This window comes from Elusimicrobiales bacterium, assembly GCA_041651175.1.
Lineage (GTDB): Bacteria > Elusimicrobiota > Elusimicrobia > Elusimicrobiales > Elusimicrobiaceae > JAQTYB01.
On record JBAZJT010000022.1, the window covers coordinates 1 to 12,944 of the forward strand.

General features: G+C 60.0%; 6 protein-coding genes. 4 read left to right on the forward strand and 2 right to left on the reverse strand.

Annotated features, from left to right (window positions below; all coding sequences use genetic code 11):
• Window positions 1–170 precede the first annotated feature (170 nt).
• On the forward strand, window positions 171–725 hold the full coding sequence (gene rfbC, locus WC421_10175; GenBank protein ID MFA5162599.1) for a dTDP-4-dehydrorhamnose 3,5-epimerase: 555 nt from the start codon (window positions 171–173) through the stop codon (window positions 723–725).
• Entirely contained in the window at window positions 718–3,411 is a 2,694-nt protein-coding gene (locus tag WC421_10180) for an ATP-binding protein (protein ID MFA5162600.1), read from the forward strand. The genes rfbC and WC421_10180 overlap by 8 nt, the downstream gene beginning before the upstream one ends.
• Here the strand turns inward: WC421_10180 and WC421_10185 are convergent.
• On the reverse strand, window positions 3,400–4,725 hold the full coding sequence (locus WC421_10185) for a hypothetical protein (GenBank protein ID MFA5162601.1): 1,326 nt from the start codon (window positions 4,723–4,725) through the stop codon (window positions 3,400–3,402). The two genes, WC421_10180 and WC421_10185, sit on opposite strands and share 12 nt — an antisense overlap.
• A gap of 137 nt (window positions 4,726–4,862) precedes the next feature.
• Here WC421_10185 and WC421_10190 point away from each other — a divergent pair, with 137 nt between their 5' ends.
• Window positions 4,863–6,131, forward strand: a complete 1,269-nt coding sequence (locus WC421_10190; GenBank protein MFA5162602.1) for a clostripain-related cysteine peptidase — start codon at window positions 4,863–4,865, stop codon at window positions 6,129–6,131.
• 158 nt (window positions 6,132–6,289) lie between these two features.
• On the opposite strand, the gene WC421_10195 is transcribed toward WC421_10190, so the two are convergent.
• A complete protein-coding gene (locus WC421_10195) occupies window positions 6,290–7,129 on the reverse strand; it encodes an NAD(+)/NADH kinase (GenBank protein ID MFA5162603.1) in 840 nt (279 codons plus the stop codon).
• 217 nt (window positions 7,130–7,346) lie between these two features.
• Between WC421_10195 and WC421_10200 the strand changes: the two genes are divergently transcribed.
• Window positions 7,347–12,713: a hypothetical protein gene (locus tag WC421_10200; GenBank protein MFA5162604.1), complete on the forward strand. Its 5,367-nt coding sequence runs from the start codon at window positions 7,347–7,349 to the stop codon at window positions 12,711–12,713.
• Window positions 12,714–12,944 lie beyond the last annotated feature (231 nt).

Consider the following 12,944-nt stretch of genomic DNA (forward strand, 5'->3'; position numbering starts at 1 on the left):
CCATTTCCAGCGTCATGGCTTAGTTTACGAACGACAGAGCGCAAACGGACGATTTCAGCGCGGTTCAGGCTCATCTTGTGTTGGAAACGAGCATTCCTTCAGGCTCATCTTGCATTGGATAATTCTCCGGATTTCGCGCGGGCGCGGAAAACTGATATATTACGTCTGATATGCCTTTTGAGTTCACAAAACTGGATATAGGCGGGCTTGTTCTGATAACGCCCGGAATATTTGCGGACCCGCGCGGTTTTTTTCTGGAAAGCTATGCCGCCGCCGCTTTCGGCGCGGAGGGGATGCCGGTTTTCGTGCAGGACAATATAAGCCGCTCCGCGCGCGGAGTGATACGAGGGCTGCATTTCCAGAAAAATCCGGCGGCGCAGGGCAAGCTGGTGCAATGCCTTGACGGGCAGATACTGGATGTTGCGGTTGATATAAGGAAAGGCTCGCCCTGGCATGGCCGCTGGGCGGCGCAACTGCTGGATTCTGAAAGCAGGCGGCAGCTTTATATCCCGCCGGGATTTGCGCACGGTTTTTCGGTGCTTAGCGAAAGCGCGCTGGTCATGTACAAGGTAACCTCCCCCTACAGCCCCAAAAACGACGCCGGCATAAAATGGGACGATGCCCCTCTCGGCATAGACTGGCGGGTTGAAAAGCCCGTTGTCTCCGCCAAGGATGCGGCGCTGCCGCCGTTTGCGGGCTGCGGCTCCAATTTCATCTATGAGTGAAGAACAATGCGCCCGCCCCGACCCGGACGAACTGCTTAAATCCCTCTCCCAGATACAGGACAGGGAAAAGGGCGGCAAGCTGAAAATTTTCATGGGCATGTCCGCAGGCGCGGGCAAGACCTACGCCATGCTGGAAGCGGCGCAGGCGCTTATAAAGGACGGGGCAACGGTAATCGCCGGCGTGATTGAAACCCACGGGCGCGAGGAAACCCGGAAACTGCTGGAAGCGGTTCCCTCCATCCCCCCCCGCAAAATAATATACCGCGACAGGGAGTTTAGCGAGCTGGACCTGGACACGCTTCTGGCGCGCAAGCCCGAATACGCGCTTGTGGACGAGCTGGCCCACACCAATATCCCCGGCTCCCGCCACGAGAAGCGCTGGCAGGACATCGCCGAGCTGCTGGACCACGGGATAAACGTTCTCACCACCCTCAACATACAGCATGTGGAAAGCCGCAAGGAGGAGGTGGAGCTTGTAACCGGCGCCCCCGTGCGCGAGACCGTGCCGGATTCCGTCATAGAGCGCGCCGAGCAGATAGAGCTTGTGGACATCCCCCCCGAAACGTTGCTGGAGCGGCTGGCCGAGGGGAAGGTGTACGTGCCGGAGCAGTCCGCCCTGGCGGCGGCCAATTTTTTCAGGCAGGACAGGCTTACCGCGCTGCGCGAAATCGCGCTGCGCTTTGCCGGCGACGTGGTGGGAAACGACCTGCGGGAGCTTTCCGCCGGCGGGCATGCCGCCTGGCCGGTGGGCGAGCGGGTGATGGTGGCCGTCAGCCACAGCCCGCATTCACGCCGGCTGATACGCGCGGCGCGCAAGCTGGCCTTCACCGCCGAAAGCGACTGGCTGGCGCTGCATGTGGACACGGGAGCCGCCCTGTCCGCGCGGGACAAGACGAGGCTTGTGGAAAACCTCTCGCTTGCCAGGACGCTGGGCGCCTCCGTAATCACCACCACCGACACCGACATGGTGGGCGCGGTGGCCCGCGTGGCCGCGCAGCACGGCGTAACGCGGCTTCTTATAGGCAGGCCGCAGGGCGGCTTCCTGGCCAACTGGCTGGGGCCGTCGTTTCTGGACAAGCTGATAGCCGGCACCGATATAGACATCCACATACTGCACGAGCGGCAGCTTTCCCCCGCGCTCAAGGAAAAGGCGCATTTTGCGCTGCCGGCGATGGCGGGCGCCGGGCCGTACCTGGCGGTAACCGCGCTTGTAACGGCGGTTACGGCAGCGGGCGTGGTAGCGGAAGATGTGATAGGCTATCAGTCCGTTGGATTTGCCTATCTGCTGGCGGTGCTGGCGACCGGCGCATTTTCCACGCTGGGGCCGATAATGCTGTGCGCCGCGGCCAGCGCGCTGGCATGGGATTTTTTCTTTATCACTCCGCGCTACACGTTCTCCATAACCCGGGCGGAAGACCTTTTCATGTGCGTTGCCTATGTGCTGGTGGCCGCAATCACCGGCGCGATGAGCCACAGGCTGATGAAAAACCACCAGCTTCTCATGCTTAAGGAGAAAACCGCCTCCGCCATGCTGGAGACGCTGGCGCAGTTCGCCTTCCGCCCGCAGCGCGGGCAATGCCTGGAGGCGGTGCTTTCCAAAATGCGCGTTTTTTTTGACGGTTCGTTTGAACTGGTGTTTGACAAGGGCCGGGGCGATTACGAGACATTTTCGGCCACGCCGGTGCGCTGGCTGTCCGACGCGCACGAGTGGGCCGCCGCCAAATGGGTAATGGCAAACGGGCGGGAGGCCGGCTGGAGCACGGACACGCTGTCCTCCTCGCAGGCCCTTTATATCCCGCTGGCCGCGCGCGGGAAAACGATGGGCGCGCTGTCGTACCTGCCGGCAAATCCGGGCGCGCCGCTGTCCGAGGAGGCCAAAAGCCTGCTTGTGGCGCTGTGTTCGCAAACCGCGCTTTACCTGGAGCAGGAGCTTTACCGCGAGCAGGCCAGGGCTTCGGAGGAGATTGACCGCTCCGAAAAGCTGCACCAGGCCATACTGGACAGCGTCTCCAGCGAGATAAAAACGCCCGCCGCCGCAATCAGCGCCCTTGCGTCCGCGCTGGAAGACGGCAAAACCGCCTGCGACGAAAAATCGCGCGGCGCGATACTCTCCGAGCTTGCCGCGGCTGCGGAACGGCTGAACCGCGAGGTCAACAACATCCTTGACATGGCAAAGCTGGCATCGGGCGCGGCGGAACTTAAAAAAGAGCGTTTTGACATCCGCAGGCTGGTCGGAAGCTGCATGGAAAGGCTGGGGAAACAGCGCCGCGAACGCGATATTGAAATCAGAATAGAAGACGGCCTGCCCCCTCTCAACGCGGATTACAATCTTATTGAGCAGGCGCTGGGCAACATGCTCTCCAATGCGCTGGCGCACACGCCGCAGGGCGCCAGGATAGAACTGTCCGCCGCCAGGAGAGACGGCGGAATCGCGCTTTCGGTTTCGGACAGCGGGCAGGGCATACCACAGCAGTATCTGGGCAGGGTTTTTGACAGGTTCTTCCGCGTCCCCGGCACCGCCTCCGGCGGGGCGGGGCTGGGGCTGGCTATTGTAAAGGCGGTGGCGGAACTGCACGGCGGCAGCATAGCCGCCGGCAACCGGCAGGGCGGCGGCGCGGAATTTTCCATAATACTGCCGGACGAAGCCGCCCCCGCGCCGGAAGACGAAACATCCTCAGGCGGCTGAGCCGCCGCCCAGTTTTTTGAATTCCTTGCGCTCCTGGAGCGTGCCGTTTATGTAGGTCTCCTCGTACATCGGATGGCCGGTGTCGTAGAAGAATTTGCGAATTCCGTCGCGCCGGCCGCTTTTGTAATGCTCCAGCATTCTCATCTGTCCGGTGGGATAATAATCCTTGCGCTCGCCTTCCAGAACTCCGTCGGCGTAATTCTCCTCGTCCCAGATACGGCCCGTGTCGTAATAGCGGCGGCGCAGGCCGTTAAGCCTGTCGCCCGTGTAATTTTCCTCCGCGCTGGGAACGCCGTTTTCGTAAAACGATTTGCGCAGCCCCTCCAGCTTGCCAACTGAATAATGCTCCTCCAGGCTGGGCCTGCCGTTAGGGTAATGGGTTTTGCGCTCGCCGTCCAGCTTGTCGTTTTTGAAGACGGCTTCCTCCTCGAACACCTTGTCTTTGAAATAGTTGTGTATTCTGACAATGCCGTTGAGCCGCCCGCCGGAGAATGTTTCCTCGGCCCAGAGGCGGCCCAGCTCGTCGTATTTTTTACGTATGCCGTTTAGGGCCCCGTCCCTGTAATTCTCCTCCAGCTTGAGCTTGCCGCTGCGGTAATACTCGCGCACCAGGCCGTCGGGGATGGCGCCCACTATCTCGGACACAGTGCCGGTTTTGTTGAGCAGCTCGCGCGCTATCTCGGTATTGTCCTTTAGGTAAATGCGCATGGTGTCGCTGGCCTTGCGCACAAGGCCTTCCGGCTGGGGCGACGCGGCGGAGAGAGCCTGCTCTGCCGCCTGTTCCGGCGTCGGCGGAGCAAATTGCGGCTCCGGCGCGGGCGCGGCATGCGCCGATTCCGGCGCGGGGGACCCGTCCGCGCCCTGGCGCAGGGACTGGGAGGGCGAATACTCCGTCCTGGACATGAAGCGGTCTTCCGCGAAATCGTCCACCAGCCGCACGCCGCCGCCGGGATAATATTCCTTGGTTTTCCCCGCCAGCCGCCCGTTCTTGTAATTTTCCTCCGCGCGCAGCGCGCCGGAAGGGTAATAAAGCTCGCGCCGCCCCTGCAAAACCCCCTGGGAATATATCTCGCTGGCCAGGCAGACTCCTGTTTCCGTGTCAAAAATTTTGGCCTTGCCGTCCTCCAGCCCGTTTACGCGGTCAAACACGCGCAGGCGCGCGCTGTGATGCTCGGCAATTGTCCCGTCCGGTATTTCGCCGCGCTTTTGCAGAACATTGCCTCGGCTGTCCAGCAGTTCCTCGGCGATTTTTACCGCGCTGTAATAAACTCTCTTGCGGCCCGCGATTATGCAAACGGTTTCGGTAGACGGCATGGCATCCTCCGCCCGCGGACGGCGCATCGCTGCAACTTTGTCCGGCGGGCAACGCAATTATAGGACTTTGCCGTCATTGCGCGCAACGCCGCAAATTGATAGGTTAATCCCGTAGTGATTTCATTCTGGAGGAGAACATGCCGCTTAAAAAGCTAGCCCTGCTTCTGGCGATTGCGTCGTTTCCGGCCTGCGCCGTCGCGGGAGCCGTAAGTTTCGACCAGCCCGGACAAAGCCTGAAAAATGCCGCGAGAGCGGATTCCGTGATATCCGCCGAAACACCCGCCGCGACCGCGGCGCCGGCCAAATCCGCTGATGACGCCGAAAAAGCCGCGGACTGGACCATAATGGTGTTCGTAAACGGCAAGAACAACCTGGAGCCGTACGCCTTCACAAACATCTATCAGATGGAGAGAATAGGCTCCAACAACAAGGTCAAAGTCGTGGTGGAATTCGGGCGCACCGCCAAAAATTCCTCAAACGACGGCGCCTGGAAAGGCTGCCGCCGCTACCTGATGCAGAAAGCCGACGACACTAACGCCATCTCCTCCCCCGTTCTGGACCAGACCGACAAATGCGACATGGGCGACTACAACCGCGCCATAGACTTCGGCAAATGGGCGATGGCGAAATACCCCGCCAAGCATTACATGTACGTGCTGTGGAATCACGGCTCCGGCTGGAAAAAAGCCTCCGGCGCGGACAAGGGCATTTCCTATGACGACGAGACCGGGCACCACATAACCACCCCGCAAATGGGCCAGATTCTGAAGGCGCTGGGCCATGTGGACGTCTACGGCTCCGACGCCTGCCTCATGCAGATGGCCGAAGTCTCCTACGAAATCAAGGATTATACCGAGTACATTGTGGGCTCCGAGGAAACCGAACCCGCAGACGGCTACACCTACGACGCGATGCTAAAGGCCATAAACGGCTCCGACCTCATGCCCGAATCGGTCGCCAAGGCTACGGTGGACAGCTATTCCGACCATTACGGTTCCAGAGGTTCCACTCAATCCTCGCTGAAGTCGGCTGCGCTGCCGGAATTCGTGAGCCTGCTGGATTCGTTTACCGCCGCGGTCATCTCCGCAGGGGACAAGGATTCCGCCAAAGCCGCCAGAAGCGCCGCCCGGAACTTTGCCTACGCGGATAACAAGGACCTATACGACTTCGTTACCATACTGCTCAAATCCGCAAAGAGCCAGGAAGTCATCGGAGCGGGCAAGGCTTTGCTTGGCCACATGGACAAGGAGCTTATCGCCTGGAACCGCTATACCGGCGATTACAGCAAGGCGCACGGCCTGGCGATATATCTGCCGTCCTATTCCATAGGCGCCGGTTACGGCGACCTGGCATTTACAAAAGACAGCCGCTGGCAGGACTTCATCCGCTGGCTAAACGGCAACTAACCAGTTCCGCGCAAAGCCCCCGCGCGCCTTTCGGCGCGCGGGGGCTTTTTCATGCGCATAAACCCGGAAATTGCAGCCGGGGAACCGAGGCAGCAGACGGCGAGGACAGTCCGGCACAGAGCTTGACGAGCAGCCCAAAAGCTTATCCGCAAACAAGTCTATTCGCCCCAGTTCAGCTTGCGGCTCAGAACGCTGAAATAATCGTAATCAGCCGGGACGATAAGCCTGGCCTTGCGGCGGCATTTGCCTATCCGCGCCTCGTCGCCGGGCGCAAGGCTGATGTTGAGCTGGCCGTCCATGCTCAGAATCGCGCCATCTCCGAAGGAGGCGCCGTGACCGCCGGAGCAGGAAAGCGCAATCTCCGTGCCGGCGCAAAGCACAAGCGGCCGCTGTGCCAGCGTGTGCGGGCAGATTGGCGAGAGGATGTATATGTCAAGAGAAGGATGCGCTATCGGCCCGCCGGCGGCAAGCGAATAGGCGGTGGAGCCGCTGGGCGTGGAGATGATAAGCCCGTCGCCGAAATAGCTTTTCAGGAATTTGCCGCCGTAGCGCGCGTTCACGTAAAACGCGCGCGGCGAGGCGGATTTCACCACGCAGTCGTTGAAGGCGGTATGCGGTCCGGAGACGGCGCGCCCTTTCCGCAGCACATGCGCCTCCAGCATGAGCCGCTCCTGAATCTGGCAGTTGCCGGAGAGTATTTCGCCAAGCCTTGCCTCAAAGCCGCGCGCCTCCATCCCGCTTAAAAAGCCCAACGTGCCGGAATTGACGCCCAGTATTGGCGCGCCGCGCCCCGCCAGTTCCCGCGCGGCGGCCAGCACGGTTCCGTCGCCGCCCAGCGCGATGACCAGGTCGGCCCCGCTGCGGGCAAGGCCGCTTTCCGCGAAAAACGCGCGCGCGCCGCGCCGCCGGACAAATCCGGCCACCAGCGCGGCACGACGCGCGCACGCCGGTTTGTGGGGATTGAAAAATACCGCCACGTTTTTGAATTTGAGAGCCATATTCCGTTAAAGTATTACATTTTGGGGAACGTTTACAACGCCCAAGTTATGTATACTTTTCACGAGAATAGGTCTGCTCCCGGACAAGGTGTATTCGGGAGCAAGCCTAAACGGGGCCGTTCCGCCGGATATCCGGGGCGGCCCGCAGAGGTCTGGCTTGACCAGAAGGGTGTTGTGCTGCATTTTTTCCCTGCTTTTAACGGCGGGGTATTGTCGCTTGGCGCAGGCTCAGCCGGGCGGCCAGCACCCGCTTTTTGACAGAACCGCGTTCGACACGATGTTTTCGGAAGAGGCGCAGCCTTCCACCGCGGCGACGCAATCGCCGCCGGCGCAGCCCGGCGCGCAGGAGCAGGAACTGTTCGGGCCGGAATGCGACCTCCCCGAATTCCCGCCGGAGCCGCAATACTCGCAGCAGAGATGGAACGAAATGCGCAGGGATGTGGAATCCGGAGCCTATCTGCGGCTGTTCGACGTTGTGGAGGTTTCCAATGTGGCCGTCTCCACCGCGCCGCAGGAACTGCCGCCCTCGCTTGAAATGCCGGGGTACGGCACCTCCATGTCTGTCACGGGAAGAAAAACGCTGGGATTCTCGTTCAACTCCAAACGTTATCTCAACGAACAGACCACCACCCGCCCGCAAACGCTGAGCACCTTTGATTTGCAGCAGCAGTTGCAGGTGAGAATGCAGGGCAAGGTGGGGCCGCGCATCACCGTCAACATAGATTACGACGACACGCGCACGGACAAGCAGGACATTTCCATCTCCTACAAGGGCGAGGACACCGACGTGGTGCAGAACGCCTCTTTCGGCGATATAGACCTGTCGCTGCCGTCGTCTGAATTCGTGCAGTACAACAAGCAGCTCTTCGGCATACGGATGGACGTCAAATACGGCGGGCTGCGCGGCATATTCATCGGCAGCCGAACAAAAGGCACCACTAAAACCAAGGAATTCGTGGGCAATACCGCCTATCAGGGCAAGGATATTCTGGACACGCAATACCTGCGCCGCCAGTACTACGATTTGTCATTCGGCAGCGCCGCGATCCGGCTGCCTATCAAACAGGGCTCGGAAAAGGTGTATCTGGACAACCAGTCCTACCTCACCGCCAACAATGTGGACGTCTTTGACATGACCGCCGACGACCTGGGCATAGAAACCTCCTCGTACACCGGCAGGTTCAGGCTGCTGGCCGCCGGCGTGGATTACACGGTGGACTATGTGAAGGGCATTATGAAATTCAGGGGCGCGCTGGGCTCGCAGGACGTGGTGGCCGTGAACTTCATCAACGCCGACGGGACGGAGCTGCGCTGGAACTCCTCCACATTCCCCTATACCGCCAACGGCACAGGGCTTTACAAAATCGCAAAGACCATAGGCGACGTGCCCATTTCCTCAGACACGCAGAAGCAGGCGCTGGAACTGGGCTACCAGCGCGAGATGAAGACCTACTATTCCGTCGGCCAGACCCAGATAGTGCGCGACGACGGGCGCGGCAATTTCATGCTTAAGGTGCAGGACCTCAACCGCAACAATACCGGAGAAAAGCTGAACCCGCCGCAGTATTACCCCGATTACATAGACGTGGATTTTGAAAACGGCATATTCAACCTCAAAAAACCCTTCGGCAGCGTGTACTGCTCCACCTGCGCCAATCCGCCGCAGGACCCGGACATTTACGCGCCGACGCCGGTATCCAAGTATATAATCCGGGCGGAATTCATCTCCCGCGTGAAGACTTTTTATCTGGAGCCGCGCATAGTCTCCCAGAGCGAAAGCGTGGTTATAGACGGCTCCAAACTCAACCGGAACCTGGATTATTACATAGACTACGATTCGGGCTATATCACCTTCTACAACGAAAGCCGCATACAGTCCTCCAGCAAGATAGACGTCACCTACGACGTCTCGCCGTTCGGCGGGCTGGGAACCTCGTCGCTGGTGGGAACGCGGGTGTCCTACGACCTCAACTCGCATGTATCCGTCGGCGGCACCGCGCTTTACCAGACCGCGGCGAAAAGTTCCATGGCGCCGGACATTTCCGACGTGGCAAAGAGCCTGTTCGTCTATGAGGCCGACGCGCATTTCAACGACATCTCGCCCCTGTCTTTCCTGAAAGCCAGCTTCGCGCTGGAGGCGGCGCAAAGCAAGAGCAACCCGAACCTCAACGGCTTCGCGCTCATAGACAATATGGAGGGCGTAAAGCAGCAGGATTCCGCGCCCATGCAGTACGACCAGTGGCAGATGGCCTCCAACCCCACGCTGGGCCCGGCGGACCCCGCCGCCGTCGGCTGGTACACGGAGAAGGCGCCCGTCCTGTCCATAAACCCGGGCGCGCAGTCGTCGCCGGGGGCGACGCAGGACGTGCTGGACGTAAATTACGACCTGTCTGTTTCCTCCGAGACGTCCATAGTGTACCCGTTCAGCGATTCGGGGCTGGATTTCTCGCAGAAAAACATGCTGGAGCTTGTGGTCTATGCGGACGGGACCCCCATGGCCCCCGCGCCGCAGCTGAATATCCATCTGGGACAAATCAACGAGGATTCGGACAATGCCGGCGGCATGACGCTGCGCTGCGCCAACGGCGCCACGCTCTACAACGCGCCAAAGACGGAAGACCTCAACTGCAACGGCCAGCTGGACCAGGACGAGGATATCGGCTGGCTTTATTCGCCCGCCCTGCTCTCAACCAAACGCTACGGCGCGAAAAACGGCAGGGTGGACGCCCAGGACTTAAACCATAACGGCAGGCTGGATTCCCAGGATTTTTCCGGCGGGGATTTCGGCTATGTGGGCATAGAATACCCCGTCTTTACCGACACCAACGACAGCAATGCCAAAAAAGCCGCGCTGGATTTCACCGGCTGGCACACCCTGCAGGTGCCGATAGTAATCCCCTCCACGGCGGCATACAACTGGTCTTCCATAAAGCAGATGAGAATTTCGCTCAAACGTTCGCCGCTGCCGGGGGCCAGGACGCAGGGGACCATCAAATTCGCCCGGCTCTCGGTTACGGGGACCTCATGGACAGTGGCGACTTCCACCGTAACCCAGCCGGGGACGGTAACCCTTTCCGGCGAAAACAATGTGGACAACCCGGAATACACCCCCATATTCTCCGCCGGCGGCGAGGCGCAGCAGGTGTTCGGCGACCTTTACGGCTCGGTTTCCGAGATGCAGCAGGCCACCAATTCCAAGAATTTGTCGGAGCAGTCGCTGCAAATCACATACACCTCCACCGGGCCGGCGCGCGTGGCGGCGCAGCGGCGGTTCACAAACCCCATAGATATTTCCCAGCACGGGCAGTTCCGATTCCTGGTCAATAACCCGACCGGCGCGCTGCCCGCCCAGACCGAAATCAGCACCACCACCATGTTCTTTGTCCGCATTGGCGACGACGCCAATTACCAGGAAGCCTCCTTCCCGCTGGACTTCACCGGCTGGCGGCTGTATGTGCTCAACCAGGAAGACGTAAACGGCGACCAGATTTCCGACTTCTGGACCAACGGCTGCAATTACACGGTCAACATAGCGTCGGCGGGGCTGGCCAATTTCCAGCAGGTCAGCCTTCTCACCGCCGGCATACGCGCCACAGACGGCAACACCCATACCGGCACCGTCTGGCTGGATGAAATACACGTGGGCGCGCCCCGCTCGCTTACCGGCAATGCCAGAATGGTCAAGGCCGACTTTTCGCTTGGCGACTGGATTGATTTCGGCGGCAAATACCGCTTCCTGGACCGCAATTTTGAAACGCCGGTCAGCGTCTCCTCGCGGCAGGACAACGAGCAGGACACGGCCTACGGCAGGCTCAAGAAATTCTCTTTCCTGCCGGTGGAGGCCAATTACACCCGCCAGGTGGTTACCACGCCCAACACCCTCAACACCGGCAACAACAACTTCGTCAACTCGCTGCAGCAGGGAACCGTCAGGAGCGAGGCGGGCAACGTCAACGGCCAGCTTATTCTGGGCGCGCTGCCCAGGTTTAACGGCGGTTATTCGTTCAACCAGACAAAATACGAGATGCTGACCCGGCTGGACGACAGGCATTCCTATACCGGCGGCATGACATATGCCGCGCCGTTCCAGTACGGCCTTAAATCGCTGGAGCTGGGGTATACTTATGCCGCCAGCAAAACCACCTTTGATTCCATGCAGGTGCTGGTAAGCACCGGCTATTACAACTCAAACGAGATAACCAACGCCTACAGCGCCAAGGCCGCGCTGACCCCCTGGGCGGGCAGCTCGCTTGCCCCGGCATATTCGCTGACAAAGGTGGACGAATCGCGCGACGATTTCACCTCCGGCGCGCCGGTCCACAGCAGCTATCACAAGTCCATGCAGGTAACGGCCGGATTTACCGGCAATCTCAAGCTACTGTCCTGGCTGAACCCGTCCGTAAACTACAGCGCGACGAATATAGAGAACAACAATCTCTCCGTCACCACCGTTACCGTGGGCGCAAACGACACGGTATACGGCGTCGGCCAGATAAAAACCGTCAACCGCACGGCAAACGGCGGCATAAACCTCAACCTCAACATGGCCGACATACTGCCCGGCGTGAAACCGCTGCGCACGTTGAATCTGGCCAACTCCTATCAATTGCAGGACGGCGATTCGTGGCAGAACGTGGAGCAGAGCCTCAACACCGCCAACGCCCTCTGGCTGCGCTCGTCGCTCAAGCCCGAAAACCCCTACGCCCAGCGCACCAATCTGACGCTGCGCGACACCTATTCGTCAACCCAGAAATGGCAGCCGCTGGACGCCTATGACATGGGCAACCGGCTGTCTCCTCTTAAAACACTGTCCATAACCAACAACTACAGCACCTCCATCACCAGGACCGAGGTTACCGGCACCGCCAGCCGGGTGGTAACCACCACCCTGCCGGACCTTGTAACCACCCTCTCGCAGGTGGAGAATTTCTTCGGCGCGCCCGGCTGGATGAATAACGCTGTCGTAAACCTTAAATACTCCAACCGCCTCACCAATACCGAAGCCGTCAGCGCCGCCACGGACAAGGCCTACGGCGCGGACCTGCGGTTCCTGCTGATGAAATGGATGGACACGCTGCTAAGCTGCAATATCAGGACGTCGGAGCAGTTTGACCTGCGGGTGAACCAGTCCGCCCAGAACACCCTGCACCGCGACGCGACGCTGCAGGGCACTTTTGACATACGCAAATTCTGCTTCACCCCGAAAGTGGATTACAATTATGACGAGACACTGCAGGGCGCCAGTTCCATAACCCAGCAGACCACCACCATCACCCCCGCGCTTATGGTGCGCGCGGACCTGAACCTCCCCAAAGGGCTGCTGCTGCCTTTCATGAGCAAGCCGCTGATGTTTACAAACCGCATCATCTGGACCAACAACCTGAGCTACGAGATAAAACGCTCTCCGGTTACGGTGATGGACAACGCCAACACGCTGAACTTCACCACCACGGCGGACTGCGAGCTGGCCAAAAACCTGCGCCTTACCGTCAACGGCGCGCTGCAGCGGCTGTGGCACAAATACCTGCCGCAGGAGGATTTCATCGCCTACCAGGCAGGCTCCATGATGACATTGCAGTTCTGAAAGCCGGACAGGAACACGCAGCCGTCAGCGGGCGCGGCGACTGCCAATGGCGCGCGGAGACCGGCGCGGAATTTGACGAGCATATCTGTCCGGTATGTGGAGGAATTTCCGCGCAGGAATGTCCCGCCGGCTGCCGCCGAATTCCGCTGCCCAGCCGCGGAGAATTACCCCGCCCCCCGGCTTTTTAACCTGAAAGTTTCAGTTGGCGCAAGGACCGAGGCGAAAAAGCGC